We start from the raw sequence: 26,205 nt of genomic DNA, 5'->3' as shown, positions 1-26,205 counted from the left end.
CGACTATTGCCTCGCAAGATCCGCAACACCCTCGCGCTGGCCCTGCTGGGCCTGCTGCTGGAACGCCCGATGCACCCGTACGAAATGGCGTCCACGCTGCGCGAGCGCTACAAGGACAGCAGCTTCAAGATCAACCCGGGCTCGCTCTACGACACCGTGGAGTCGCTGGCGAAGCACCGCTGGATCGAGCCCGTCGAAACGCTCCGGGAGGGCAACCGGCCGGAGCGGACCGTCTACGCGCACACCGAGCTCGGACGTCAGGAGTTCATCGCCTGGCTCGACGAGCTGCTCCGCGAGCCGGTCGCGGAGTACCCGAAGTTCGTCGCCGCGGTGAGCTACCTGGGCGCGCTCGGCCCCGAACGCGCCGCCGACGCGCTGGAGGAACGCGCGCGCCACCTCGCCGACCGCATCGACGGCGCGAACACCGCGCTCGAGGAGACCGTCGGCAAGGGCGCGCCGCGGCTGTTCATGATCGAGGTCGAGTTCGTCCGGCACGCGTGGCAGGCGGAGCTCGAGTGGGCCCGCGCCACCGCCGCTGAAATCCGCTCCGGCTCCCTGCCCTGGCCCGACCACTTCTGAGGGGAAGAACCGTGTCCGATGTCCTCGTCGCCGGCGCCGGCCCGGCCGGCCTCCTGCTCGCCGCCGAGCTCGCGCTGGCCGGCGTTCGCACCACGATCGTCGAACGCCACCCCGAGCGTCCGCCGTTCTGCCGCGGGTTCAACCTGAACTCGCGCTCGCTGGACCTGCTGGCGCGCCGCGGGCTGGCCGAGGGCCTGGTCGCCGAAGGCCACCGGGTGCCGCACGCGCCGGTCACCGGCCTGCCGGGGCCGCTGCTGCTCGCGGACGCGGCGACCGACCACCCGTTCTCGCTGGGCATCCCGCAAACCCGGGTCGAAGAGGTGCTGGAGGCGCGGGCGCTCGACCTCGGCGTCGAAATCCTGCGCGGCCACGAACTGCGGTCGTTCGCCCAGGACGCGGACGGCGTGACCGTCACCGTCCACAATGGCCGGACACTCCGGGCGCGCTACCTCGTGGGCTGCGACGGCGGGCGCAGCACCGTCCGGAAGCAGGCCGGGATCGGCTTCCCGGGCGTCGACGCGCGGTGGTTCGCGCTGCTCGGCGACGTCGAATGCGAGCTGCCGCACGGGGTTTCGGCCGGGCCGGACGGCCGGACGGTGTTCGTGATCCCGCGGCCCGGGTACGTCCGGATCATCGTCCGGGAGGACGACTCTCCAGCCGACAAGTACGAGCCGGTCACGCTCGAGCGGCTCCAGGCGCAGGTCGACGCCGTGCTGGGCCGGCACGTCGAGCTGCGGGAACCCCGCTGGCTCACGCGCTTCGGCGACGCGGCGCGCTTGGCCTCGCGCTACCGCGAAGGCCGGGTGCTGCTGGCGGGCGACGCGGCGCACATCCACCCGCCGGCCGGGGCGATCGGCGTCAACGTCGCGCTCGACGACGCGTTCAACCTCGGCTGGAAGCTCGCGGCGACGGTCCACGGGACGGCGCCGGAGGGCCTGCTGGACACCTACCACGCCGAGCGGCACGCGGCGGGGGCCCGGATCCTCGCGAACACCCGGGCCCAGGTGGCGCTGGAGGAATGCGCTTCGGAGCCGTGGGCCGACTTGATGCGCCGGGTCGCCGCGCACCCGGCCGGGAACCGCGCGCTGGCGGAGATCATCACCGGGCTGGACGCGAGCTACGACTCGGGCGAGCACCCGTGGCTGGGCCGTCTCGCGCCAGACGTTCCGCTGCTCGTCGACGGCCGCGAGACGCACCTGGCCGCGTTGCTGCATCGGGGTCATCCGGTGTTGCTGGATCTCACCGGGTCTTTCGGCACGTGGCCGGGTCTCGACGTGGTGGCGGCCGAGTCACCGTCCACTTCGGACATCGAGGCGGTGTTGCTGCGCCCGGACGGGCACGTGGCCTGGGTCGGCACGCCCGGCGCCGGCGCGGACGGGCTCGCGGAAGCGGTGCACCGCTGGATCGGCGACGTCCCGGTGCCGACGCCGGCCTGATCCGGGCACCACGGGCGTATCCAGGAAGGCTCGGGAGCCGCGCATGCCGGGACGGTTTCGGCTGGGATTCGAGATCACGATGACCGGGACGCGACCGGACGGTCCAGCACCGCCCGCTGCTCGACCCGCCCGTCCAGCGTGAACTGGCTGTGCGGGGCGAATCCCAGCTTCGCCACCACCCGCGCGGAGGCCTTGTTCGCCGGCTCGTACACGGCCAGCAGCCGCTCGGCGAAGCCGGAGTCGAAGACGTGGTCGCGCACCGCCGTCGTCGCCTCGGTCGCGTAGCCGCGGCCCCAGCCCGAGAGGGCGATCCACCAGCCCATCTCCACCGCCGGCCGGCCCAGCCCGGACTCCGTCGCACTGCGGCGGACCAGCGACACCACGCCGTCGAACGACCCCGGCGCCGCGGAGACCGCGAACCAGCCGAAGCCGTGGGACGCCCAGTGGTCGAGCGTCGCGCGGTGCTTGGCCAGCGTGTACTCGCGGGACCACGGCTCGCCGGTGCCGACGTAGCGGACCGTCTCCGGCAGCTGGGCCAGGGCGAACAAGCCGTCGAAGAACTCTTCGGACCACGCGTGCAGCGTGAGCCGTTCCGTGGTGATCACCGGCCACAGTTTAGGCGTGCGCGGTCTTTCCGCCATCGATCACCAGCTGAGCGCCGGTCATGTAGGGGAAATCGCCCGACGCGAGGGCCAGTGCGAAGACCGCGATCTCGTCCGGGGTGGCCATCCGCTTCAGCCCGGGCACGTTCGTCTTCGCCCAGTTCGCCGCCATCGCGTCCCACACCGCGTCCGGCAGGCCCATCGCGCCGCCCGCCCGGCGCACCAGCTCGGTGTTCGTCGTGCCGGGGACCAGCGCGTTGACGCGGATGCCCTGTTCGGCGTAGTCGAGCGCCGCGGTCTGGACCAGGCCGACCAGGCCGCGCTTCGACGCCGTGTAGGCGCCGCGCCCGGCGTCGGTGGCCAGGGCGTTGGACGACGCCGTGACCACGACCGTCCCGCCGCCCGCCGCCAGCAGGTGCGGGACCTCGTACTTCAGCGCCAGGAAGTTCCCGCGCAGGTTGGTCCCGACGACGTCGTCCCACTCGGCCGCCGTGTACTCGTGCACCGGCTTCTGGATGGTGATGCCCGCGTTGTTGAAGCAGACGTGCAGCCCGCCGTACCTGTCCGCGACGGTGTCGACAAATCGCTTCACGTCGTCCTCGGACCGAACATCAGCGCGCACGTACGCCGCTTCGCCGCCCGCGTCGCGGATCTGCCGTTCGACCTCGGCGCCGAGGTTCTCGCGGCGCCCGCAGAACCCGACCTTCCCGCCTTCGGCCGCGAAACGGACCGCGGCGGCGCGGCCGATGCCCGACGTCGCGCCGGTGACCAGCACGACCTTGCCGTCGAACCGCCGCGCGGCCGACGGCCCGATCTGCGGCGTCTTCGCCCCGCCCTGCACGAACGCGACCCCGCCGGCGACCCCGGCGACCGCACCCACCCCCGCGGCGATCCCGCCGGTGGCCAGGAGCCGGCGGCGGCTGTAGCGGCGGGGTTCTTCGCTGTTCTCGCTCATGTCCCCAGCGTGGCCGGGGTGGGCGGTGCGGCCATCCGTCAAACCGACTGGCGTTGGTGCGGCCTTGCGGCGAGGGGCGGAAGTTGGGCCGGGGGCGAGCTGTCGGCGGGGCGGGGTTGCCGTCGAGGCAGGTGGCCGCCGATGACGGGCACTCGGCCCTGGCCGCGGTGGACGGCCGCCAATGGCCTTCCGGCGGCGCGAAAGGCGAAGGCCGGGTGGCGGAAGCATGGCCCCGAGTGGGACCGCCGAACGAGAGCCCCGGGTTCCCGCTGACCGGGGTACCCCGATCGGCCTATGGTCCGGACCACATTAATGGTCTATACCAATCATGACCGGAATTCCCCGCCGCGCGCGTCTTGTCGTGGAGGTTTCCCATGCGTCTTCGTTCCCTGCTGGCCGGACTGGCCGGTTTGGCGCTCGTCAGCACCGGCTTCGCCGCTCCGGCCGGAGCCGCGGCCGGGTCGCCGATTCCCGTCGGGCCCTACGTCGACATGGGGGCGTGGCCGACGCCCAGCCTGTCGGCGATGTCCGCCGCCAGTGGCGTGAAGGGCTTCACGCTCGCCTTCGTCAACTCCTACGGCTGCAAGGCCAGCTGGTTCGGCGCCTACGACCCGAGGACCGCCTGGCAGAAGGACGAGATCACCAAGATCCGCAACGCCGGCGGCGACGTCAAGATCTCCTTCGGTGGCGCGTCGGGCATCGAACTGGCCCAGGCGTGCAGCACGTCCGCGCAGGTCGCGGCCGAGTACGACGCCGTCGTCAAGGCCTACGGCCTGAAGTACGCCGACTTCGACATCGAAGGCGCGGCCGTCGCGGATCCGACGTCGATCGCCCGCCGCTCTCAAGCGCTGAAGACGCTCCAGACCAACAACCCCGGCCTCAAGATCTCGCTGACCCTGCCGGTGCTGCCGGACGGCCTGACCGCCGACGGGCTCAACGTCGTCAAGGCCGCGAAGAACGCCGGGGTGAACCTCGACCTGGTCAACATCATGGCGATGGACTACTACCAGGGCGCGGGCGACCAGGGCGCGAAAGCGATTTCCGCGGCCAAGGCCACGCAGGCGCAGCTGAAGTCGCTGTACGGGCTCAGCGACGCGGCGGCGTGGAAGAAGGTCGGCGTCACCCCGATGATCGGGGTCAACGATTCGCAAAATGAGATCTTCTACCAGAAGGACGCGAGGGCGCTGGTGGCGTTCGCCAAGACGGTCCACCTGGGCATGCTGTCGTTCTGGGAGCAGGGCCGCGACGCCAACGCGTGCACCGGCGCGCTCTACAAGTGCACCAACGTGCCGCAGTCGCCGTACGAGTTCGCGAAGATCTTCGCGGGCTACACGGGCTGAGTCACCACCGGGCGGCGTCCGCGAGCAGTGCGTCCCGCACCGCCGCGGGCCCCGCCCGGCACGGCTCGGCCCGCGTGACCACGAAGAGCGTGTTGATCGGCGGTTCCTCCGGGTCGAGCAGGGCCCGCAGCTTCCCCGACGCCAGTTCGGCGGCGCACAGGTACCGCGGGAGCACGCTCACGCCGAACCCGGCGAGCACGGCCGCCAGGACACCGCGCAGGTCCGGGATCACCACCGCGGGACCGGACGGCGGTCGCACGCCCAGCACCGATCGCCAGTAGCGGCGGATGATCGGCAGGTCCTCCGCGTACGCGACCAGGGGCGCCGTCCGCGGGTCGCCGTCGAAATCGCGGCGGCCGACCAGGACGAACTCCTCGTCCGTCAGCGGGGTCGCCGTCAGGCCGCGGCCGCGGGGGCGGATCGTCGACACCACCAGGTCGAAGCGGCGCTGCGCCAGGCCCGCCAGCAGGTCGTCGGCCAGGCCGAACGTCACCCTCAAGTGCAAGCCCGCCGCGACCAGGCCGGTCAACGCGGGCAGGACCCGGGCCGTCGTCAGCTCGGCCGGGCCGGCCAGGTGCACCGGTGCCGCGAACGGATCGGCCGGGCCCAGGACGACGTCCGAAAGCGCGTCGACGTGCGGCGCGATGCGGCCGGCCAGCTCGTCCGCCACCGGGGTCGGGGTGACGCCGCGGGCCCGGCGCACGAACAGCTGCCGCCCGAGCTGGTCTTCGAGTGCCCTGACCTGGGCGGTCACCGTCGGCTGGGACAAGCCCAGCGACGGTGCCGCACCGGTCAGCGATCCTGCCCGGTAGACGGCCAGGAACGTCCTCAGGAGGTCGAGGTCCAGGTCAGTCCTCGACCAGCTCGATCGAGTCCACGACGTTCGGGTAGAACGCGACGTGGTCCTTGATCGGCGCGACCGCGTCGTACGGCTTCTCGTACGTCCAGACCGCGTTCTCGCCCTTCACTTCGCCCGCGCTGAGCGAGTAGTAGCTCGCCTCGCCCTTGTACGGGCAGTACGTCTCGTGGTCGGTTCGCTCCAGCACGCCCGCGTCGACGTCCGCCAGCGGGATGTACTGGACCGCCGGGTACGTGGATTCCTGCAGCGTGAACGCGCTGCGGCTGTCCGCGATGACGCGCCCGCCCGCCTTGACCACCACGCGCGCCTTGGTCGGCTCGACGGTGATCGGGTGGTCCGGGCCCGGGACCAGCACCTTCTTCTCCGGCATGTCAGCTCCTCGAGAAAGTTCGCTTAAGAGGAGCAGCACTCCGGGCCCGGCGGTTATTCCGCGCTCAGGGCAAGTAGTACATCGGGTTCGGCAGCTTGACCGGGCGCAGCGCGTAGCCGCCTTCGAGGTCGCTGAACTGGTCGCCGACGTTCAGCACGATCTTCGCGCCGGTCGCCTCGATGTGCGCCCGCGTGCCCGACTTGTACTGGACCGTGTTGCAGGTCAGACCGCACGGCAGGTAGTCCGGCGCGGTGGTCTTCGGCTTGAAGAACGCGCCCGCCGGAGCCGGGTAGCCCTCGTTGGCGAGGTTCTTCAGCGACTGCGGGCCCTGGAACTCGTTGCGGCCGGTCAGGAAGTACAGCTTGACGCCGTGCTGGACGGCCCAGTTGGCCAGCTCCAGCACCGGCTTGTTGGCCGTGAAGGTGCCGTTGTCGATCGCCTGCTGCTGCTTGACCGGGTCGAAGCCGAAGTCGTTGTCGGCCTCCCAGCCGTAGGTGATCTCGGAGGTGTCGTCGACGTCGAGGACCATCGCCGGGTTCTTCACGCGGCCCAGCTGCTGCTGCAGAAAGCGCTTCGCGTCCGAGACGACGCGGTCGCTGTCCTTGGCGAACCGGCTCGTGTCGGAGTAGTGGTGCTTGCCCGCGGCGTCGAGGTAGTCGCCGTAGTAGGCCTTGACGTCGTTCTTGACCTGGCCGATGTTGGCCGGCTCCTTCGAGCGCGCGGCCGTCGCGTCGTCCGAGCCCGCGAGCGCGGTCGCTCCCGAAGCGACGGTGGCGCCGATGGCCGCGGCGGCGGCGAGCTTGACGAGACCTGACCATTTTCCGGACACAGCGACCCTCCAGTGCAGACTTGCCAACCCCGGGGAACCTACGTCACGTTCACCTGGAGTTCCACCCCTCGAAAGTTTCCGTTCACCTTTCGGCCCGGCACAGAAAAGCCACTGGCGCGTGGCCGATCCGCGTCAGGACCACGGATGCTTCCGCTTCGCCGCGCGGCTTCAGCCGTCGTCGCAGCGCGTCCGGGTCGACGTCGAGGCCGCGGACCAGGATCTCCAAGCGGCCGACGTCGTGTCGCTTGAGGACGGCCTTCAGCGCCTTCTCGCTGTACGGGCCCTGCTCGAGGACGCGGAACGCGCGCACGCCCGGCGGCGGGGTGTCCCCGGTCAGGTACGCGATGCGCTCGTCCAGCTGCCACAGGCCGTGCCGGGCCGCGTAGTGGCGGACCAGCCCGGCCCGGACGACGGCGCCGTCGGGGTCGACGATCCACTCCCCCGGCTCCCGCGTGGGCAGGTCGTCCGGTTCGGTGTCGGTGACCGTCCACTGTGTCCCGTCGGAGCGCAGGACGGTCGCCCGGCGCGTGACGCCGGTGCCGAGGCCGCGCCAGAGGCAGGACTCCCGGACCTGGCCGTCGAGCGACACCAGCTCGACCTCGTCGACCCACGGCGTGAGGGCGAAGTCGAGGCCGGGCGCGCACTTGATCGCCAGCGGACGGCCCGGGTAGGCCGCCACCAGTTCGTCGAGAGGAGGCGCGAAGTCGGCGGGTTTCCACGCCCGGCGCCCGGCGGAGTCACGCCGAGCCGGGTCGGCGACGACGACTCCGTCGCGGCTCACCGGGCGCAGCGCGTCGGCTCGCGCGAGTCCGAACGCGACACCCGCGGCGGATCCGTTGTGCCGGGCCATTTCCAGCCGGACCGGGTCCAGATCGGACCCGAGCGCACGCCGTGCCACGCGGGCGATCTCGACGAGATCGGCGCCCACCGAACACGTGACGTCGTGGACGTCGAGACCGGCCAGCCGCGAAGCCCGGTGCCGGGCGACGGGTGCGGCGCTGGCCTGCTGAAGCGCGTCCGAGGTGAACAACCAGTCCGAAGCGGACAGTTTGCCGACGGCTTTCCGGCGCAGCAGCACGGTTTCCAGGACCGCGGCCGCATGCTCCTCGCCGACCAGGCGGCGGACGGCGCCGACGGACGCGATGCGGTCGGTCAGCGGCAACGGCGAAACCTCGGCGAGCGCCGCCTGTCCCGCGCCGGAACGCAGGTAGGCGACGTCGCCGAGGCTGAACGAATAGCCCAACTCAGGACGGCCGCTTGGTCCCGGTGATCATCACGTTGTAGAACAGCTCGCGCGGCAGGACCTTCGCGAGGAGCTTCTTGTCCACAGCGGACAGCCGCAGCCACAGGTGGTAGGCGAACAGGCGCCAGCGCACCGTCAGCTTCTCCTGCGGCACCGCGGCCTCGAACGTCCGGATCGGCCAGCCGGCGAGCGCCGCGGCGAACTCCTCGGTGACCGCGCGGACGTCCTGCGCACCCGCGCCGCGGGCCCACGACTCCAGTTCCGACGGGTCGAAGGTGTGGATGTCGACGACGGCCTCGAGCGCGGCGGCGCGCGACGACTCGTCGAGCTCCTCCTGCGGGCGCCGCCAGCCGCGCAGCGCCGGCAGCTTCGTCACCCGGGTCGTCAGGAACCAGGTGAACTGGCCGAGCTTGCGGGCGTAGAAGTCGCCGATCTTCGTCGGCTCGCCAGCGAAGACGAACCGGCCGCCCGGCTTGAGCACGCGCAGCACCTCGCGGAACGCCGCCTGGACGTCCGGGATGTGGTGCAGCACCGCGTGCCCGACCACCAGGTCGAACGTGTTGTCCTCGTATGGGATGCGCTCGGCGTCGGCGACCCGGCCGTCGACGTCGAGGCCGAGCTTCTCGGCGTTGCGCAGCGCGACCTGCACCATGCCGGGCGAGAGGTCGGTGACCGAGCCCTTCTTGATGACGCCGCCCTGCATGAGGTTCAGCAGGAAGAAGCCGGTGCCGCTGCCGAGTTCCATCGCCGTCGGGTACGGCTGGCCGTCCTCGCCCGCGACGGCGTTGAACACGTCGGTGGCGTAGGAGATGCAGCGCTCGTCGTACGAGATCGACCACTTCTCGTCGTAGGTGCCGGCTTCCCAGTCGTGGTACAGCACGTTCGCCAGCTTCGGGTCGGCGTAGGCCGCCTGGACCTCTTCGGCGGTGGCGTGCGGGTGGGGCGCCGGGTCGTTCACGTCGGTCAAGGGACTACTTCCCTTCGAAGGTGGCCTTGCCGGGCCCGTTCTCGATGAACGACTTCATGCCGTTCTTCTGGTCTTCGGTCGCCCACAGGGCGGCGAACAGGTGCGACTCGAGCTTGAGCGCGTTGGGGAGGTCCACGTCGAGGCCACCGTCGATGGCCGCCTTCGCCGCGCGAAGCGCGACAGCCGGGCCGTTCGCGAACTGCGACGCCCACTTGTGCGCGGCCGCGTAGACGTCGTCCGGGGCGACGACCTGGTCGACGATCCCCAACTGCAGCGCCTCTTCGGCCTTGACGAACCGTCCGGTGTAGACGATGTCCTTGGTCTTGCTCGGGCCGATCAGCCGGGCCAGGCGCTGGGTGCCGCCCGCGCCGGGGATGACGCCGAGCTGGATCTCGGGCTGGCCGACCTTGACGTTGTCGCCGGCGACGCGCCAGTCCGCGGTCAGCGCGAGCTCGAGGCCGCCGCCGAGGGCGTAGCCGGTGACGGCCGCGACGACCGGCTTCGGGATGTTCGCGATGGCCGCGAGGGTGCCGGTGAGGTTCGCGCCGAACTTGGCGATCTCCGGGTAGGTGCGGGTGGCCATCTCCTTGATGTCCGCGCCGCCCGCGAAGGTCTTCTCGCCGCCGTAGAGGATCACCGCGCGGACGTCGTCACGCTCGGTGGCTTCCTTCGCCAGCTCGGCCAGCTCGGCGGTGACCTGGGCGTTCAGGGCGTTGACCGGCGGCCGGTCGAGCCGGATCGTGCCGACCCCGTCCTTGACCTCGAGGGTTACGAACTCTCCCACGTCACTCCTCCTCGTTGAACAGGTGCCAGCAGGCTACCGGCCGGTAAGGCCACCCTAGCGGCGACGGGCGAAGAAGCGATCGCCGGAACGCTCGAGCACGAGGTCCTGGTCGAACGTCTTCGACAGGTTTTCGCTGGTGATGACGTCGTCGACCAGCCCGGACACGACCGCGCGGCCGTCGCGCAGGAGCAGCGCGTGGGTGAAGCCCGGCGGGATCTCCTCGACGTGGTGGGTGACCAGCACGAGCGCCGGGGCGTCCGGGTCCATGGCCAGCGCCGAGAGCCGCGCGACGAGGTCTTCGCGGCCACCGAGGTCGAGACCCGCGGCCGGCTCGTCGAGCAGCAGCATCTCCGGGTCGGTCATCAGCGAGCGCGCGATCAGCGTCCGCTTGCGCTCGCCCTCGGACAGGGTCCCGAAGGTGCGCTCGGCCAGGTTGCCGATGCCCATCGCGTCGAGCAGCTCGGTCGCGCGGGCGGTGTCGAGGGTGTCGTATTCCTCACGCCAGCGGCCGAGCACCGCGTAGCCGGCGCTGACCACGACGTCCTTGACCAGCTCGTCACCGGGGACGCGCTGGGCGATGGCCGCCGAGGTGAAGCCGATGCGCGGGCGCAGGTCGAAGATGTTGACCCGGCCGATCCGCTCGCCGAGCAGGTCGACCTCGCCGGTGGTCGGGTGCAGCTCGGCCGCGGCCAGCCGCAGCAGGGTGGTCTTGCCCGCGCCGTTCGGCCCGAGCACCACCCACCGCTCGTCCAGCTCCACGCTCCAGTCGAGGCCGGCGAGGAGGTCGTTGGTCCCCCGTCGGACGCCGACGCCGGCCATCCGGACCACGAGGTCGTCAAGTTCGCTGGGCTGGATCGGCTCGCTCACGAGGCCCATTCTGTCTGCCGTCGCGCGCGCGTGCGCACCCGCCCGGGTGAGTCGGCGAACCGGCTGGTCGGAGCGCGTCCACGACGTGGAACGGCGCACGCCGGAAGTGCCGGGCGCCACTGCGTTGTGGCAGTATCCGAACCATGTCAGCCGACGTGCACGCCACCCCGGTCACCCGGGGCTCGTTCTGGCGCCGTCGCGCGATCGACCTGCTCCTCGTCGCTTCGGCCGGGTGTACGCGGGCGCGGCTTCGCTGATCTTCCCCTGCGGTGCCGCGCTGCCTCGCGTCCTGATCACCTTTCGCGTCCGAGGAGCACCCGCGTTGACCACTTCGCTGACCCGTCCCGCCGTCGAAATCCACCCGCAGCTGACCGACCCGCTGCTGCCCCAGCTGCTGCACCCTTCGCGGCTGCTGTGGACGCCGCGTGAGCTGGCCGACCTGACGGCCACCGTCACCACCGAACTGACCTCGAGCGTCAAGAACATCCTGCGCTTCGACGAAGACCGGCGGTGGTGGGCCCGGCTGGCCCTCACCGACGGCGTCGAGCTGTGGCTGCTGTCCTGGCTGCCCGGCCAGCGCACGAAGCCGCACGACCACGGCGGCGCGTCCGGCTCGTTCACCGTGCTGCAGGGCGAGCTGGGCGAGGAGTACCGCTACCCCGGGGGCCCGATCCGGCGTCGCACGCACGTCGCCGGCGAGGGCATCGGCTTCGGCGCCGGCCGCGCCCACCAGGTGACCGGCATCGGCGACGCGCCGGCCGCGAGCGTCCACGCGTACTCGCCGCCGCTGGTGCCGACGCGCGAGTACACGACGCTCGCCGAAGTCCCGGCGGAGATCCCGCCGCTGCCCGCTATCGTCCACGGATGAGCGCCATCGATTCTTTCCTGTCCGCCGCCCGGTCCGGGCTGGACCGCGTCGGTCCCGCGCGGGCTCTCCAGCTGCAGGAAGCGGGCGCGCTGCTCGTCGACATCCGGCCGCTGGCGAACCGCCAGGCCGAGGGCGAGATCCCGGGCGCGGTGGTCGTCGAGCGGATCCACCTGGAGTGGCGGCTGGCGCCGGACAGCGAGTGGCGGCTGCCCGGCGTGACGGCCGACTCGACGGTGGTCGTGCTGTGCAACGAGGGGTACTCGTCGAGCCTCGCGGCCGCCGACCTGCAGCGACTGGGCTTGCGCAAGGCGACGGACCTCGAAGGCGGCTTCCGCGCGTGGGCCGCCGCCGGCCTCCCGGTGGAGACCGGCGGCAGTCCCGCGGTGCCTTAGGCGAGCGCCGGGGCGACCTTCTCGGCGAACAAGTCGATACCGGACCGGTCGTACGCGGCTTCCGGGAAGTTGAAGATCGCGTACGACATGCCCCGCTCGCCCATCGCGGCGAGCTTCTCGGTGACCTGCTCGGGCGTGCCCGTGGTCGGGCTGTTCTCGAAGTTGCCCGCCCAGCGCTCGACGGCGTCGGCCTCGATGTACTTGCCGAGGTGGGACCGCAGCCAGGCCAGCTTGTCCTGGACGTCCTTTTCGGTCTCGCCCAGCACGATGTTGTGGTTGGCCGAGCGCACGATGGCGTCGAAGTCGGTGCCGACGTCCTTGCAGTGCTGCGCGAGGATCTCCGACTTGCGGGTGAACGTCTCCGGGTCGGCCGCGAAGTTCGTGTACTTCGCGTACTTCGCGGCGATCTTGAGCGTCTTCTTCTCGCCGCCGCCGGCGATCCACAGCGGGATGCCGCCTTCCTGCGGCGGCCTCGGGCTCAGGATCGCGCCGTCGGTCCGGTACTGTTTACCGTCCAAAGTGGACTTCCCCGTTGTCCAGAGGTCGCGCATGATCTGCACGCCCTCGTCGAGCTGGGCGAGGCGCTCCCCGGCGCTCGGGAAGCCGTAGCCGTAGGCCCGCCACTCGTGCTCGTACCAGCCCGCGCCGATGCCCATCTCGACGCGGCCGCCGGCGATGGTGTCGGCGGTCGCCGCGACCTTGGCCAGGTAGGCCGGGTTGCGGTAGCCCATGCAGGTGCACATCTGCCCGAGCCGCACCGTCTCCGTCGCGGCGGCGAACGCCGAGATCAGCGACCAGGCCTCGTGCGTGGCCTCCTCGGTCGGGACGGGCACGGTGTGGAAGTGGTCGTAGACCCAGATCGATTCGAAGGGCCCGGCCTCCGCGTGTTTCGCGAGGCCGAGCATGGTCTTCCAGTGGTCCGCGGGGTCGATGCCGGCGAGGTCGAGCCGCCAGCCCTGCGGGACGAACATTCCGAAGCGCATGCCGCCAACTTAACGCCGCCACCGGCCGGGCGCGCAGTGATTTCCACCTGAAGTAACTCCAGGTCAGGCCCGGACCACGCGCGTCGCCGAGTGGCTCCCGGCCACGACCACGCGCGGGTGCCGGGTGCGTACTGCCGCCGACCTCGCCGAGGCCCCGATCACGCGGGCGGGCGTGAGCGGCGCGGTCAGGCCAGGACGACGCGGGCCAGCTCCGCCGGCGTGGCCAGCAACCCGTGCCGCGGCAGGACGCGCACCGTGTACCCGATCGCTCCCGGGCGGGGGAGCTTGAGGCGGGCCGCGAACGCTCCGATGCCGTCGGCCGTCATCGGGACCGTGACCGCGTCGTGCAGCTCGTCGTCGTCGCCGACCCGGCCGACCACGGCCTGGATGTCCACTTCGGACGGGTCGAGGCCGGCCAGGTCGATGCGGGCGCGGATCGTCACCTCCGCGCCGACGACCAGCGGCTCCGTCTGCTCCACCAGCAGCTCCGAGTCGAAGATCCGCAGCCGCGGCCAGGAGACCTCGAGCTTCGTCCGGTAGTCCGCCAGGGACAGGGCACCCCGGTAGCCGTCGTTCGTCGCCGCCGCGACCATGCGGGAGGCCGGGAGGTAGCCGTTGTCGACGTACTCGCGGACCATCCGGGACGCCTGGACCCGCGGGCCGAGCGTCTCCAGCGTGTGCCACACCATGGACAGCCAGCCCGTCGGGACGCCGTCGGCCGAGCGGTCGTAGAACAGCGGCGCGATCTGCTGGCCGAGCAGCTCGTACAGCGCCGCGGCCTCGAGGTCGTCGCGGCGCAGCGGGTCGGTGACGCCGTCCGCGGTCGGGATCGCCCAGCCGTTGCTGCCGTCGTAGCACTCGTCCCACCAGCCGTCGCGGATGGACAGGTTGAGCCCGCCGTTGAGCGCCGACTTCATCCCCGACGTCCCGCACGCCTCCAGCGGCCGCACCGGGTTGTTCAGCCAGACGTCGCAGCCGCGGTAGAGGTACCGCGCCATCGACATGTCGTAGTCCGGGAGGAAGACGATCCGGTGCCGCACGTCCGCGCCGTCGACGAACCGGACGATCTGCTGGATCAGCTGCTTGCCGTTCTCGTCGGCCGGGTGCGACTTGCCCGCGACGACCACCTGGATCGGCCGGTCTTCGTGCAGCAGCAGCGTGCGCAGCCGCTCGGGGTCGCGCAGCATCAGCGTCAGCCGCTTGTACGTCGGGACGCGGCGGGCGAAGCCGACGGTCAGCACGTCCGGGTCGAACACGGAGTCCACCCAGCCCAGCTCCAGCGGGGACGCGCCGCGCTGCAGCCACGCCGCCCGCACCCGGCGCCGCACCTCGTGGACCAGCTTCTCGCGCAGCTCGCGCCGCAGTCCCCACAGCTGGGCGTCGGAAACGCCGTCGCGCAGCGGCCCTTCGCCGACGTCGAGGCCCCACTCGCGGCCGAGCAGCGTGCTCAGCTCGCGCGCCACCCAGGTCGGGCCGTGGACGCCGTTGGTCACCGACGAGATCGGCACCTCGTCGTGGTCGAACCCGGGCCACAGCCGGGAGAACATCTTGCGCGTGACGCGCCCGTGCAGCTGCGAGACGCCGTTCGCGCGCTGCGCCAGCCGCAGGCCCATGTGCGCCATGTTGAACAGGCCGGGGTTGTCCTCGGCGCCGAGCGCGAGCACGCGGCGCGGGTCGATGTCGGGCACCAGGCGGCCGTCGGCGAAGTAGCGCTGCACCAGGTCGACGGGGAACCGGTCGATGCCCGCGCTGACCGGGGTGTGCGTGGTGAACAGCGTCCCGGCGCGGACCGCGGGCATGGCCTCGTCGAACGCGAGCCCGTCGGCCTGGACGATCTCGCGGGCCCGCTCCAGCCCGAGGAACCCCGCATGTCCCTCGTTCGTGTGAAACACCTTCGGCTGCGGGTGGCCGGTCAGCTCGCAGTACTTCCGGACGGCGCGGAACCCGCCGATGCCGGCCAGGATCTCCTGCCGCAGCCGGTGGTCGGCGTCGCCGCCGTAGAGCCGGTCGGTGACGCCGCGCAGGTCGTCGTCGTTGGCCTCGGTGTCGGTGTCGAGCAGCAGCAGCGGCACGCGCCCGACGCGGGCCTGCCAGATCTGCGCGCACAGCTCGCGCCCGCCCGGCATCGCGACGCCGATCAGCACCGGGCGGCCGCCCGCGGTCAGCAGTTCGAGGGGGAACGCGTTCGGGTCGATCACCGGGTAGTGCTCGACCTGCCAGCCGTCGAGCGAAAGCGACTGCCGGAAGTAGCCGTTGCGGTAGAGCAGCCCGACGCCGACCATCGGCACGCCCAGGTCGGACGCGGCCTTGAGGTGGTCGCCGGCGAGCACGCCGAGCCCGCCGGAGTAGTTCGGCAGCGCCTCGGTGACGCCGAACTCCATCGAGAAGTAGGCGACCGCCGGCGGCAGCTCCGCGTCGTCGCGCTGCTGGTACCAGCGCGGCTCGGAGAGGTACTTCTCCAGATCGGCGGCGGCGGCGCGGGCCCGGGCGAGGAAGTCGTCGTCGACGGCCAGCTCGTCCAGCCGCGACGGCGGCAGCGCGGTGAGCATCCGCAGCGGGTCACGCACGGCGTTGAACAGCTCGGCGTCCATCGACGCGAAGAGGTCGCGCGTCGGCGGGTGCCACGTCCAGCGCAGGTTGGTGGCGAGCGCGCCCAGGCCCGAAAGCGATTCCGGGAGACTGGCGCGGACGGTGAACCGGCGGACTGCACGCATGGGCAACGACGATATCGGGCCGCGGGCGACCGTGCGCAAGGAGTAGTTCGGGGATAACGTGCACGCTCCGCGTATGCCCTGGGTAGGGTCCTGCCCGTCGGGTACCGGGTGGGCACGAGAGCGAGTGGAACAGATGATCCCAGGGGGAGGACGGCGCGCGCTGGTCGCGCTGCTGGCCGTTGCGGCGGTGGCCGTGAGCGGCTGCAACAGCAAGGGCGGCTCCGGCAGCGGGCCCGTGCCGGACAACGGTGCCGGGTCGGTCGCGGGCCTGCCGGTGACGCACTTCGAGAGCGGCCTCAAACCGGACGCGCCGACACCGAGCCTCGACGTCCGCAACGCCGACGGCGGCGAGGACGACAAGCTCGCCACCGCCGCGATCGACGACGTCCAGACGTACTGGGGCGAGATGCTGAAGTCGGACTTCGGCCAGCAGTTCGAGCCGGTGAAGTCGCTGCTGTCCTACGACGCGAACACCGACACCGAGGAAACCGGCTGCGGCAGCGTCAAGAAGCTCGTCAACGCGTTCTACTGCCCGGTCGACGACTCGGTGGCGTGGGACCGCGGTGTGCTGCTGCCGATGCTGCGCAAGCGGTTCGGGCCGATGTCGGTCGTCGTCGTGCTCGCGCACGAGTTCGGCCACGCCGTCCAGTACCGGCTCGGCGACAAGGCCGGCATCACCAAGAGCACCCCGACCGTCGTGAAGGAGCAGCAGGCCGACTGCTTCGCCGGCGGCTACTTCCGCTGGGTGGCCGAAAACAAGAGCAAGTACTACCAGGTGTCGACGTCCGAGGGCCTGAACCAGGTGATGGCGTCGATGTTCCTGATCCGCGACCAGGCGGGCACCAGCGCCGCCGACCGCGGCGCGCACGGCACGGCGTTCGACCGCACGTTCGCGTTCCAGGCCGGGTTCGAGAAGGGCCCGAAGGAGTGCGCGGCGATGAACACCGAGAACGTCAAGGCCCGGCTGACCGAGCGCCCGTTCGACAAGGGCGACACCGGCAAGGGCGACACGAAGTTCAACGACCAGGCCGTCGCGCTGCTGAAGAAGAGCCTCGACGAGGCGTTCAAGGGCGCGGGCGTCGCGGCCCCGGAGATCAACGACGGCGGCAGCTGCACCACGACCTCCCCCGCGTCCTACTGCCCGGCCGACAACACGGTGAGCATCGACCTGGCCAAGCTGTCCCAGCTGGCCCAGCCGATCGACCGCGAGGCCGAGATGAAGGGCGAGGACCCGGGCGGCATGGGGGACTTCGCGGCCTTCTCGGAGGTCGCTTCGCGGTACGCGCTGGGCATCCAGAAGGGCGTCGGCGCGTCGATCGACAACGCGAACGCGGGCCTGCGGACGGCCTGCCTGGTCGGGGCGTGGGCGGCGTTCACGAACCGCCCGGGCGACCTGCGGCTGTCGGCGGGCGACCTCGACGAGGCGATCGCGGACCTGCTGCAGCCGGAGAGCCTGGTCTCGGCGGACGTCAACGGCAAGCGCCCGGACAGCGGTTTCGACCGGGTCGAGTCGCTGCGGCGCGGGTACCTCGAGGGCTCGTCGGTCTGCTCGAAGCAGTACGGCTGACCCGCTGACGAAAAAAGGCCCCCACCGCGGTGGGGGCCTTTTTCGCGGGCTCAGAACAGGGCGGACGCCAGGTCGCGGCGGGCCTTCATGACGCGCTCGTCGGCCGGGTCGAAGAGGTCGAACAGCGCGACGAGGTGCTCGCGGGCCTTGTTGCGGTCGTCGCCCGCGGTCCGGCGGACCGCGTCGATCAGCCGCTTGAACCCGGCCTCGACGTCGTTCTCCGCGATCTCCAGGTCGGCCGCGTCGAGCTGGGCCGCCAGGTCGGACGGGTCGGCGTCGGCCTTGGCGCGGGCATCCGGGTCCGCGCTCTCCGCGCGGGCGGTGAACTTGACCTGGGCCAGGGCGTTCTTCGCCAGCTCGTTGGCCGGCTCGACGTCGAGGATGCGCTCGTACGCGGCCTGCGCTGCGGCGAAGTCGCCCCGCTCGAAGGCTTCTTCCGCCTCCGTGAAGCGCGGGTCCTCCGGCTCCTCGACGGGGCCGCCGCCGTTCGCCTCCGCCTCGCGGATGGCGGGCAGCTTGTCGCGCAGGGCCTCCAGCAGCGCGTTGATCCACTTGCGGATCTCGGGCTCGGGCAGCGCACCGGAGAAGGCGTCGACCGGCTGGCCGCCGCCGATGGCGACGATCGTCGGGATGGACTGCGCGCCGAACAGCTGCGCGATCCGCGGGTTGGCGTCGACGTCGACCTTCGCGACGACCCACGCGCCACCGGACTCGGCGGCCATCCGCTCCAGCACCGGGGACAGCTGCTTGCACGGGCCGCACCACTCGGCCCACAGGTCGACGATCACCAGCTGGCGCAGGGACCGCTCCACGACCTCGGCCTGGAAGGTGGCCTCGGTGACATCGATCACGGCCTCGGACGAGCCCGGGGCGGGCGGCGGGGCGTCGCCACCGGCCGGGCCGGCGGGCGGGGCCGGCTGCCTCTGCGCCGATTCGGCGCGGGCCTTGAGCGCGGACAGGTCGACCGCGCCGGACAGGGCGGCGGAGAGGGCCGCTGACTTCGCTGCAGATCCGCGTGGTTGTGTCACGACTCCATCCTGGCACGCGCACCCGGGAACTTTCACCGGGTCCCCGGCCGGTCCGCTTGGCAGGACGACGCCGCTGGGGCAGGCTCGGCCGGGTGCACATCCGGCGTGACGTGAAGGTGGGGCTGTCGATCACGGCCGCCGTCGCCTGGATCGTGGCGGTCACACTGCTCATCGTGCACCAGGGGGACCCGGGCGCGGCCTCCCCCGGCGAGCTGCGCGACCAGCTCGCTTCGGCGCTGTCCGAACACGACGCGGACGCGTTCGGCGCCCTGCTCGACTACCCCGGCTCCGGCGGCGACGACTTCGCGAAGGACTACGTCGCGGTGCTGGCCGACCACGGCGTCCACGACGTGCGCGTGGTGCTGGGCCCGGACGCGGCCGCCCCGACCCGCGCGACGGTCGCGGGCGCGCTGAGCGACGGGAAGCCGTTCGGCTACGCGCTGAACGTGACGAACGAAGACGGCCGCTGGACGGTCGCCTTCACCCCGCCGCTGCCCTGAGTCAGGACTCGCGGAGGTGGGCTTCGATGCGGTCCACCTTGGCCTCGAGCTGACCTTCGAAGCCGGGCCGGATGTCCGCTTTCAGCACGAGCCCGACCCGGGCCGCGCCCTCCCCCGCGGCCTCGACCGCGCGCTTCACGACGTCCATGACTTCGTCCCACTCGCCTTCGACGTTCGTGAACATCGCGTTGGTCGAGTTGGGCAGCCCGGAGTCGCGGACGACCTTGACGGCGCGCGCGACGGCTTCGCTCACCCCGCCGTCGGGTTCCCCGCCGGACGGGCTCACGCTGAACGCGACGATCATGTCGGAAGTCCCTTCTTCGGTGTTCTTTCCGCCGGTCGTGCGACACCCGCCGGTACCCGCTGGTAACTTCGCGTGTCATGAACCGTCCGCTGCCGTTCGACCCGATCGCCCGCGCGGCACAGCTCTGGGAGGCCCGGATCGGGCCCTCCGGCACCATGGCCGCGGTCACCGGCGTGATGCGCGTCCAGCAGATCATCCAGTCCGCGGTGGACGGCGCGCTCAAGCCGCACGGCCTGACCTTCGCCCGGTACGAAGCACTGGTGCTGCTCACCTTCGCCCGCAGCGCCAGCCTGCCGATGCGGGTGATGGGCGAGCGGCTCCAGCTGCACCCCACCAGTGTCACCAACATAGTCGACCGGCTGGAGAAGGACGGGCTCGTCAAGCGCGTCCCGCACCCGACCGACCGCCGCACGACGCTCGTCGAGATCACCGACGAGGGCCGCAAGCGCCGCGAAACGGCCACCGCCGCCGTGACGGAGATCGACTTCGGGCTGTCCGGGCTCACCGAACGGCAGACCGAGCAGCTGACCGACCTGCTGACGAAGGTGCGCCGGGCGGCCGGGGACTTCACCGAATAGCAAAAAGGCCCGCACCGAGGTGCGGGCCTTTCTCACATGCCGGGATCAGGCGGCGACGGGCTCCTTGACCTGGAACAGGCCGACACCACCGTGGGACAGCCGCTGCGGGCCGTCGAGCTTGCCGTTGCGCAGCGCCCACTTCTCGAACAGCCACGTGAACAGCGGCGGGATGCTCGCGAGCAGGGCGAGGACCAGCGTCTTCGGGCGCCAGCCGAGCGGCTTCGCCACGGACAGGGAGACGACCACGTAGAGGACGAAGATCACGCCGTGCACCATGCCGATGACGGGCACGCCGCCTTCGCCGGAGGAGTGGACGACGTACTTGAGGAACATCCCGACAAGCAGCGCCGCCCAGGACGGGGCTTCGGCTACTGCGGCCACGCGGAACACTAGAGCGGCCTTGCTGGACACTTCTTCCTCCTGTGGGGTCTCACCACGTGTGCTGGCACGAAAAACGTCCGACGCACCGTCCACGGCGGACTGCCTGTGGACGTCAACGGCGCTGTCGGACGTGCTGATACCAGTGTGAGGCGTGACGGCCCTCACGGGAACACCGGGGCCCGTGACGATGCTCACGGCCGTGGTCCACTGTGGTCTGGACCACGACCGTGAGCGTCCGCTGTCTACTCCGAGCAGGGCGAAGCCGGTGCGGAAGACGGTGATGTCCCCCACTTCGCCGCGGCGGAATCGGCGGTCAGGCGGAAGTCCAGCGTCGTGCCACGCTTCAGCTGGTCCACGTTGACATACACGCGATCGCTCGGCTGCGAGCCGACCCGCAGGCCCGAAACGTACTGCAGCTTCGAACCGTCCGCGCCGGCCGCCTTGATCGTGATGTCACGCCCGTCCTCCAGGTGCAGCACGGACTTCTCGAACCGCGGCGCGTTGAGCACGAAGTTCCCAGTACCTGGGACGGCGGGGTACATGCCCAGCGCGCTGAAGACGTACCACGCGGACATCGTGCCGAGGTCGTCGTTCCCGGTGACGCCGTTGGGCGCGTTGGTGAACAGCGTGTGCGCCGCCCGCACGACCGTCGACGTCTTCGCCGGCTGCCCGGTGAGCGCGTACATCCACGGCGAGTGGAGGTCCGGCTCGTTGTTGGGGTTGTAGCGGAACTGGTCGTAGTAGTCGTACGGGCCGACGACCCAGTTCTCGCGGACCGCCGTCGCCGGGTTCTTCACCAGCTCGTCGTAGGCGAAGAAGTCGTCGAGCCGCTTGCCGGTGCTCGCCGCGCCGCCCATCCGCTGCACCAGGCCGGGGACGTCCTGCTGGACGAGCCACTGGTACTGCCAGGCCGTGCCCTCGTGGAAGCCGTCCTGGCTCTGCGGGCTGTACGGCTTGTCGGCGGGCGTGAACCAGTCGCCGCCGAGGACCTTCGGCCGGAAGAACCCGCTGAAGCCGCGGTCGGTCTGCGTTTCGTCCCACAGTGTCCGGTAGGTCCGGCCCTTCTCCTTCAGGGCGGCGGCGTCGTCCTTCTTCCCGAGCGCGGCGGCCATGACCGACAGCGAACAGTCACCGAGCGCGTACTCCAAGGTGGCCGACGCACCGTGGTTCGGGTCGGTGTCCTGCCCCTTCTTCGGGAAGTCCGGGTCGTACTGGACGAAGCCGTCGGCCTGGTAGCTCGCGTTGCCCGAACGGCCCTGGAACGGCGACGACGCGGGCGGGATCCGCGTCGAGTTCTGCAGGAGCGCCTGGTAGGCGTGCACCTCCTCGCCCGACAGCGCGCCGAACCGCCAGAGGTCCACCAGGAACGGCGTGACCGGGTCGCCGGTCATCGTGTTCGTCTCCTGGCTCGCGTACGCCCACCGCGGCAGCCAGCCGCCCTGGTCGTGGATGGCGAGGATGCTCTTCGCGATGTCCTTCGCGCGGCTGGGCCGCAGCAGCGCGAGGAGCTGGTTCTGGGAGCGGTAGGTGTCCCAGAGCGAGAAGAAGTCGTAGTAGGTCCAGCCGACCGCGCGGTGGATCTTCTTGTCGAAGCCGTAGTAGCGGCCGTCGGCGTCGTTCGCGGTCAGCGGCTGCAGGAGTGCGTGGTAGAGCGAGGTGTAGAAGACCGTGCGGTCGTCGGTCGTGCCACCCTTGATGTCCACAGTGGACAGCTCGTGGCGCCAGGTGCGCTGGACCGCGTCCCTGGCCGCGTCGAACGACCGGATCTTCTCCGAGGCCAGGTTGGTCCGCGCGCCCTGCGCGTCCACCTGGGAGATCGCGGTGGTGGCGGTGACCTGGCCCGGTCCGCCGAACGTCAGCCACGCGCCACGCAGGCCCGCGCCGCCGGCGGATTCCTTGCCACCGGGCGTCCCGCCGGTCGGCGACCAGGTGCCGGAGGACTTGAACGGCTTGTCGAACTTCGTCGTGAAGTACGTCGTGTAGGCCTTGCCGCCGCAGAACGCCTGTGACTCCACGGTGCCTTCGACGGTCCGGTCGTCGACGATCCGGACGCTGCTGCCGGTGACCGGCTCCTTGTCGTTGGCCTGACCGACGTTGACGAAGACGTTGGCGTCACCGGGCTTGCTGAAGGTGTACCGCTCGACACCGGCGCGCGTGGCCGCGGTCGTCTCGACGTCGACGCCGCCATAGCCCGTCAGGTGGACCTTGTAGTAGCCGGGCTTGCCGACTTCGCCGTCGTGGGTGAACGGCGCCGCGTAGAGCTTCTGGTCGAAAGTGGCCGCTTTCGTCGTGTCGAACGCCTTGCCGGGGCCGATTTCGCCGGTCGTCGGGAGCGTCGAGACGAGCCCGCCCTGCTCCCAGCAGCCCGCGCCGGACAGGAAGAAGTGCCCGAAGCCGCGGATGGCCGTGTCGGTGTAGCGGTAGCCCGCGTAGTGCGAGGTGATCGGGCTGACCTGCGTCATTCCGAACGGCGCCGAGGCACCGGGGAAGGTGTTGCCTTCGTCCTGGGTGCCGATGAACGTGTTGACGGCGTCGAGGCCGTCCCCGCCCGACGCTGCCGCGACGGCGGGACTCACCCCCGTCGCGACGACGGCGAGCGCCAGCGCACCCGCCAGGACCTTGCTCTTCACTGAGCCTCCCTGAAAAGCCGTGAATGGCACATCGAGGGACTTAGAGTCCCTCGATGTGCCATTCACGGAGCTGGACTACGAGCCGATGCCGATGGCGAACACGTGCAACGCGCCACCGCTGACGTTGTCCGGCAGCGTCACGCTGGCCACGGTCTTGCCCGCGTCCAGGGTGATCGGGTTGGTGCCGAACACCATCGTGCGGATCTGCTGCGGGTCGCCGCCCGACGCGTTGCGGTACGGCGTGGACAGCACGATCCGGTTGCCGAACGCCGGCTGGGCGCCGCCACCGCCGAGGGTCCAGTCGGAGAACCCGATGGTGGCGGTGGACTTCGACCCGTCGGTGTAGGTGATCGTCAGGGTGCCGGACGCGTTGCCGTTGGACGCCGAGCCGAGCAGCGCGAGCCGCCCGGACCCGCTGACGTTCACGGTCTGGCCGGACGCGATCACGTTGTCCGGGTCGCCCGCCGGGAACGACGGCCAGGTGAACTTCAGGCCGTCACTGGTGACCGTCCCGCCCGGCGTGGCCCCGGCCGCGGCGAGGGCGTCGGCCGAGTAGCTCCAGCCGCCGCCGTCGAAGTTGGCCGCGCCCGAGTTCGAGTCCGGGGAGATACCGGCGTTGTTCACCGTGGCCAGCCAGCTGTTCGGCTGGGCCACGAGCACCGTCAGCACCGCCTGCGTGCTCGCGAGCCCCGGCGCCGAGAACGTCACCGGGATGCGACGGGCGCCGTCGGCCAGTCCGGCCGGGACGCTGACCGTCAGCTCGGCCTGGGCCTTGCCCGCGGCGGGCACCGCGATGCTGCCCGACGCCGGGGTCAGCGTGATCCCGTCGACGCTGCCCGCGCTGTAGGTCCAGGTCCGGGCGACTCCCGACAGGTCCTGGACACCCACGGACGCCTTCGACGTCGACCCGGCGGGCGTCACCGCGCGGGCCGGGTCCACAAAGGACAGGCTCGGCTTCTCCTGCTCGCGGAACGACGGCGGGGCGTCGGCCGCGGAGCTGCCCCACGCGGTCGCCGTGGCGGAGCGCGTGTAGTCGAGCGTGCCGCCGCTGGAGATCAGTGCCTCCGGCAGCCACGCCTTCGAAGCCGCGCCGCCGTTGACCTTGAGGCTGCCCACGTAGTCGCCGGTGCCCGGCGCGTTGATGGTGACCTTCTTGCCCGCACCCGTGGTGAGCACGGCGTGCTCGAAGCGCGGGGTGACCAGCAGCGTCTCGGCGCGGCCCGGGATCTCCGGGTAGACGCCGAGCGCGGACCAGACGTACCACGCCGACATCTGGCCGAGGTCGTCGTTGCCGATCAGGCCTTCCGGACGCGGGTTGTACAGCTCGTCCATCGACCGGTGCACGATCGCCTGGGTCTTGGCCGGCGCGCCCGCATACGAATACACGTACGGCGCGTTGGAGTTCGGCTCGTTGCCCATGAAGGCGTACGGCAGCTGCGTGCCCGCGTTCAACTGGGTGAAGAAGGTGTCCAGCCGCGACTGGGTCGCGGTGTTGCCGCCGAACGCCGTCACGACGCCGCCGAGGTCGTAGGGCACCATCCACTCGTACTGCGCGCCGTTGCCCTCGACCCAGCCCTGCGAGCTGGCGGGGTCGTAGGTGCCGGAGAACGAGCCGTCCGCGTTGCGCGGCTGCAGGTGCCCGGTACCCGGGTTGTAGAGGTTCTGCCAGTTCTGCGCGCGCTTCATGAACGTCGTGTACGTCGCGCTGTCGCCGAGCCGCTTCGCGAACTGGGCGATGGAGAAGTCGGCGCTGGTGTACTCGAGCGTGTCGGCGCCGGCGCCCGGGACGTACCCGAGCTTCTGGTAGTCGTCGAGGCCCGGCCGCTCGGTGTAGCCCTGCGTCGGCTGGGTGGCGCCCTTGATCATGAGCAGCAACGCCTTCTGGGCGTCGAAGTCACGCGCGCCGAACGCGTACGCGCTGGACACGATGATGTGGTACGGGTCGCCGTTCATGACGCCGGTGTAGTCGTTGGCCACCGTCCAGCGGTCCCACGACCCGCCCTGCTCGGCGTAGGCCATCATCGACCGGACGATGTCCGACGTCTCCTTCGGGTCGATCGTCGCCAGCAGCGGGATCTCCGAGCGGTAGATGTCCCAGCCGGAGAAGTTCGTGTACATCGCGTGGCCCTTGTCGGCCGTGTGGATCCGGCCGTCGAAGCCGATGTACTGGCCGTTGACGTCGGAGAACACGTTCGGCTGGATCAGCGAGTGGTACAGCGAGGTGTAGAACGTCGTCATATCGGCGTCCGAGCCGCCGCTGACGGCGATCTTGCCGAGCTGGTCGTTCCACGCCTTCCGCGTGCCGGCCGCGACGGTGTCGAACGACTTGCCGGTGTTCTCCGCCTTCAGGTTGGCCTTCGCGCCGTCGACGGACACAAAGGACAGTCCGACCTGGACGTTCACCTGCGCGCCGTTGATGTTGGCGAAGGTGACGTACCCGCCGCTGCCCGGGCCGGACACGGTGGTGTTCTGCTGCTTGGCCGTCGTGGTGCGCGCGATCGACGCGTTCACGCCGTTGGGCTGCGCGACCTTCGCCCTGGCCCCGCCGGTTTCCGCGGCCTTGTTCGGCGTCACGGCGCCGTTCTTCCAGGTGCCGATCGACGCGAACGGCGTGTCGAACTTGGCCGAGAAGTAGACGCGGTAGCTGTTCCGCGCCCCGCAGAAGCGGCCGCTCGTGGCCCAGCCGCTGATGGTGTCCTTGCCGATGGTGATCGACGCGTCGTCGGTGCCGTTGACCGAACCGGACGTGTTGACCAGCAGCGTCGAGGACGCGCCGGCCGGGTAGGTCAGCCGCGCGGAGCCGGTGCGCTGCGTCGCGCCCAGCTCGACCTTCGCGCCACTGTCGAGGGTGACGTCGTAGGCGCCCGCCGTCGCGTGTTCGTTGGCGTGCGAGAACTTCGACGTGTAGTGCGACGGGTCGGTCGCCGGGGAGGTCGTCACTTCACCGACGTAAGGGATGAACGGGATGTCCTCATAGGTCGAGCAGCCCGCGCCCGAAAGGTGCGTCAGGCTGAACCCGGTGAGGGCGTTGTCGTCGTAGAAGTAGCCGCCCGGCTGGGACTTCACCGTGTCCGGGCTCCACTGGACCATGCCGAACGGCGCCACCGCGCCCGGGAAGGTGTTGCCGGCACCGCCCCCGGTGCCGTGGTCGGCGCCGCCGGGACGGGTGCCCACGAAGGGGTTGACCCACTTCGCGTAGTCCGTGCTCTGGGCTGCCGCGGCGGGGACAGCGGGAGCCACCGCTGCCGTCACCGCCAATGTCAGGAAAGCTAAACCGGCTCTGAAGCGCACTCGCGCCATGGCCATCGCCTCTCCACCTCGTCAGCGCGACCGAAATGACAACCTTGTCGCGCAGTCGGTCGAACCGGGCCACCTTGGGCAGCGGCTCACCGGACAGTCAAGCGATCCGTCAAGTCCTGTCCACTTCGG

The 26,205-nt window shown here is 71.0% G+C and carries 24 protein-coding genes; 8 read left to right on the top strand and 16 right to left on the bottom strand.

Annotation, left to right across the window (positions count from 1 at the left end; translation table 11 throughout):
• The first annotated feature begins 6 nt into the window (after window positions 1–6).
• Entirely contained in the window at window positions 7–579 is a 573-nt protein-coding gene (locus ACWEN0_RS27380; RefSeq protein ID WP_451979333.1) for a PadR family transcriptional regulator, read from the top strand.
• 11 nt (window positions 580–590) lie between these two features.
• Entirely contained in the window at window positions 591–2,015 is a 1,425-nt protein-coding gene (locus ACWEN0_RS27375; protein ID WP_451979330.1) for an FAD-dependent monooxygenase, read from the top strand.
• Between the two features lie 74 nt (window positions 2,016–2,089).
• On the opposite strand, the gene ACWEN0_RS27370 is transcribed toward ACWEN0_RS27375, so the two are convergent.
• Entirely contained in the window at window positions 2,090–2,620 is a 531-nt protein-coding gene (locus ACWEN0_RS27370; protein WP_451979327.1) for a GNAT family N-acetyltransferase, read from the bottom strand.
• 10 nt (window positions 2,621–2,630) lie between these two features.
• Window positions 2,631–3,572 carry an SDR family NAD(P)-dependent oxidoreductase gene (locus tag ACWEN0_RS27365; protein ID WP_451979324.1) on the bottom strand — a complete coding sequence of 314 codons (942 nt, stop codon included), beginning with the start codon at window positions 3,570–3,572 and terminating at the stop codon, window positions 2,631–2,633.
• Between the two features lie 374 nt (window positions 3,573–3,946).
• On the opposite strand from ACWEN0_RS27365, the gene ACWEN0_RS27360 reads away from it, so the two are divergent.
• A complete protein-coding gene (locus ACWEN0_RS27360; RefSeq protein WP_451979321.1) occupies window positions 3,947–4,912 on the top strand; it encodes a chitinase in 966 nt (321 codons plus the stop codon).
• A 1-nt stretch (window position 4,913) separates the two neighbouring features.
• Here ACWEN0_RS27360 and ACWEN0_RS27355 read toward each other — a convergent pair whose 3' ends face one another.
• The 7 genes from ACWEN0_RS27355 to ACWEN0_RS27325 all read right to left on the bottom strand — a co-directional run bounded on the left by ACWEN0_RS27355 (window position 4,914) and on the right by ACWEN0_RS27325 (window position 10,840).
• Entirely contained in the window at window positions 4,914–5,744 is an 831-nt protein-coding gene (locus tag ACWEN0_RS27355; RefSeq protein ID WP_451979821.1) for a LysR family transcriptional regulator, read from the bottom strand.
• A 16-nt stretch (window positions 5,745–5,760) separates the two neighbouring features.
• Window positions 5,761–6,141 (bottom strand): DUF427 domain-containing protein, encoded by a 381-nt coding sequence (locus ACWEN0_RS27350; RefSeq protein ID WP_451979318.1) that lies wholly within the window; start codon window positions 6,139–6,141, stop codon window positions 5,761–5,763.
• 64 nt (window positions 6,142–6,205) lie between these two features.
• Complete coding sequence (locus tag ACWEN0_RS27345) at window positions 6,206–6,970, bottom strand: HAD family acid phosphatase (protein WP_451979315.1); 765 nt, start codon at window positions 6,968–6,970, stop codon at window positions 6,206–6,208.
• A gap of 82 nt (window positions 6,971–7,052) precedes the next feature.
• Window positions 7,053–8,213 (bottom strand): THUMP-like domain-containing protein, encoded by a 1,161-nt coding sequence (locus ACWEN0_RS27340; protein ID WP_451979312.1) that lies wholly within the window; start codon window positions 8,211–8,213, stop codon window positions 7,053–7,055.
• 1 nt (window position 8,214) lies between these two features.
• Window positions 8,215–9,180 (bottom strand): class I SAM-dependent methyltransferase, encoded by a 966-nt coding sequence (locus ACWEN0_RS27335; protein ID WP_451979309.1) that lies wholly within the window; start codon window positions 9,178–9,180, stop codon window positions 8,215–8,217.
• A gap of 4 nt (window positions 9,181–9,184) precedes the next feature.
• Window positions 9,185–9,964, bottom strand: coding sequence for an enoyl-CoA hydratase/isomerase family protein (locus tag ACWEN0_RS27330; protein ID WP_451979306.1), 780 nt, complete (start codon window positions 9,962–9,964; stop codon window positions 9,185–9,187).
• Between the two features lie 54 nt (window positions 9,965–10,018).
• Entirely contained in the window at window positions 10,019–10,840 is an 822-nt protein-coding gene (locus ACWEN0_RS27325; protein ID WP_451979303.1) for an ABC transporter ATP-binding protein, read from the bottom strand.
• 313 nt (window positions 10,841–11,153) lie between these two features.
• On the opposite strand from ACWEN0_RS27325, the gene ACWEN0_RS27320 reads away from it, so the two are divergent.
• Window positions 11,154–11,699: a cysteine dioxygenase gene (locus ACWEN0_RS27320; protein WP_451979300.1), complete on the top strand. Its 546-nt coding sequence runs from the start codon at window positions 11,154–11,156 to the stop codon at window positions 11,697–11,699.
• Window positions 11,696–12,091, top strand: a complete 396-nt coding sequence (locus ACWEN0_RS27315) for a rhodanese-like domain-containing protein (RefSeq protein ID WP_451979297.1) — start codon at window positions 11,696–11,698, stop codon at window positions 12,089–12,091. The genes ACWEN0_RS27320 and ACWEN0_RS27315 overlap by 4 nt, the downstream gene beginning before the upstream one ends.
• On the opposite strand, the gene ACWEN0_RS27310 is transcribed toward ACWEN0_RS27315, so the two are convergent.
• Together ACWEN0_RS27310 and glgP are read right to left on the bottom strand one after the other, a co-directional pair.
• Window positions 12,088–13,074: an LLM class F420-dependent oxidoreductase gene (locus tag ACWEN0_RS27310; RefSeq protein WP_451979294.1), complete on the bottom strand. Its 987-nt coding sequence runs from the start codon at window positions 13,072–13,074 to the stop codon at window positions 12,088–12,090. The genes ACWEN0_RS27315 and ACWEN0_RS27310 overlap by 4 nt on opposite strands.
• 185 nt (window positions 13,075–13,259) lie before the next feature.
• The gene (glgP, locus tag ACWEN0_RS27305) at window positions 13,260–15,788 is read right to left on the bottom strand and encodes an alpha-glucan family phosphorylase (protein ID WP_451979291.1); all 2,529 of its coding nucleotides are present in this window, start codon (window positions 15,786–15,788) and stop codon (window positions 13,260–13,262) included.
• 133 nt (window positions 15,789–15,921) lie between these two features.
• On the opposite strand from glgP, the gene ACWEN0_RS27300 reads away from it, so the two are divergent.
• Window positions 15,922–17,355, top strand: a complete 1,434-nt coding sequence (locus ACWEN0_RS27300; protein ID WP_451979289.1) for a neutral zinc metallopeptidase — start codon at window positions 15,922–15,924, stop codon at window positions 17,353–17,355.
• Between the two features lie 50 nt (window positions 17,356–17,405).
• Here ACWEN0_RS27300 and ACWEN0_RS27295 read toward each other — a convergent pair whose 3' ends face one another.
• Window positions 17,406–18,383: a tetratricopeptide repeat protein gene (locus ACWEN0_RS27295; RefSeq protein WP_451979286.1), complete on the bottom strand. Its 978-nt coding sequence runs from the start codon at window positions 18,381–18,383 to the stop codon at window positions 17,406–17,408.
• Between the two features lie 92 nt (window positions 18,384–18,475).
• Here ACWEN0_RS27295 and ACWEN0_RS27290 point away from each other — a divergent pair, with 92 nt between their 5' ends.
• Entirely contained in the window at window positions 18,476–18,883 is a 408-nt protein-coding gene (locus tag ACWEN0_RS27290) for a hypothetical protein (RefSeq protein ID WP_451979283.1), read from the top strand.
• 1 nt (window position 18,884) lies between these two features.
• On the opposite strand, the gene ACWEN0_RS27285 is transcribed toward ACWEN0_RS27290, so the two are convergent.
• Complete coding sequence (locus tag ACWEN0_RS27285) at window positions 18,885–19,187, bottom strand: thiamine-binding protein (RefSeq protein WP_451979280.1); 303 nt, start codon at window positions 19,185–19,187, stop codon at window positions 18,885–18,887.
• Between the two features lie 77 nt (window positions 19,188–19,264).
• On the opposite strand from ACWEN0_RS27285, the gene ACWEN0_RS27280 reads away from it, so the two are divergent.
• Entirely contained in the window at window positions 19,265–19,765 is a 501-nt protein-coding gene (locus ACWEN0_RS27280) for a MarR family winged helix-turn-helix transcriptional regulator (protein WP_451979277.1), read from the top strand.
• A gap of 45 nt (window positions 19,766–19,810) precedes the next feature.
• Here the strand turns inward: ACWEN0_RS27280 and ACWEN0_RS27275 are convergent, their stop codons facing one another.
• From ACWEN0_RS27275 to ACWEN0_RS27265, 3 genes are all read right to left on the bottom strand, one after another.
• A complete protein-coding gene (locus ACWEN0_RS27275; RefSeq protein ID WP_451979274.1) occupies window positions 19,811–20,176 on the bottom strand; it encodes a DUF3817 domain-containing protein in 366 nt (121 codons plus the stop codon).
• A gap of 212 nt (window positions 20,177–20,388) precedes the next feature.
• Window positions 20,389–22,776 carry a GH92 family glycosyl hydrolase gene (locus tag ACWEN0_RS27270; protein ID WP_451979271.1) on the bottom strand — a complete coding sequence of 796 codons (2,388 nt, stop codon included), beginning with the start codon at window positions 22,774–22,776 and terminating at the stop codon, window positions 20,389–20,391.
• Between the two features lie 75 nt (window positions 22,777–22,851).
• Window positions 22,852–26,076, bottom strand: a complete 3,225-nt coding sequence (locus ACWEN0_RS27265; protein ID WP_451979818.1) for a GH92 family glycosyl hydrolase — start codon at window positions 26,074–26,076, stop codon at window positions 22,852–22,854.
• Window positions 26,077–26,205 lie beyond the last annotated feature (129 nt).

The organism is Amycolatopsis sp. NPDC004378 (genome assembly GCF_053602455.1).
The sequence above is the reverse complement of the archived record's forward strand: the minus strand, read 5'-3'. Positions and strand labels throughout refer to the sequence as shown.

Coding starts and splice junctions, on each gene's coding strand:
- ACWEN0_RS27285 (WP_451979280.1), bottom strand. CDS start 19,187: ATGATCGTCGCGTTCAGCGTGAGCCCGTCCGGCGGGGAACCCGACGGC.
- ACWEN0_RS27350 (WP_451979318.1), bottom strand. CDS start 6,141: ATGCCGGAGAAGAAGGTGCTGGTCCCGGGCCCGGACCACCCGATCACC.
- glgP (WP_451979291.1), bottom strand. CDS start 15,788: ATGCGTGCAGTCCGCCGGTTCACCGTCCGCGCCAGTCTCCCGGAATCG.
- ACWEN0_RS27325 (WP_451979303.1), bottom strand. CDS start 10,840: ATGGGCCTCGTGAGCGAGCCGATCCAGCCCAGCGAACTTGACGACCTC.
- ACWEN0_RS27360 (WP_451979321.1), top strand. CDS start 3,947: ATGCGTCTTCGTTCCCTGCTGGCCGGACTGGCCGGTTTGGCGCTCGTC.
- ACWEN0_RS27265 (WP_451979818.1), bottom strand. CDS start 26,076: ATGGCGCGAGTGCGCTTCAGAGCCGGTTTAGCTTTCCTGACATTGGCG.
- ACWEN0_RS27300 (WP_451979289.1), top strand. CDS start 15,922: ATGATCCCAGGGGGAGGACGGCGCGCGCTGGTCGCGCTGCTGGCCGTT.
- ACWEN0_RS27365 (WP_451979324.1), bottom strand. CDS start 3,572: ATGAGCGAGAACAGCGAAGAACCCCGCCGCTACAGCCGCCGCCGGCTC.
- ACWEN0_RS27315 (WP_451979297.1), top strand. CDS start 11,696: ATGAGCGCCATCGATTCTTTCCTGTCCGCCGCCCGGTCCGGGCTGGAC.
- ACWEN0_RS27310 (WP_451979294.1), bottom strand. CDS start 13,074: ATGCGCTTCGGAATGTTCGTCCCGCAGGGCTGGCGGCTCGACCTCGCC.
- ACWEN0_RS27280 (WP_451979277.1), top strand. CDS start 19,265: ATGAACCGTCCGCTGCCGTTCGACCCGATCGCCCGCGCGGCACAGCTC.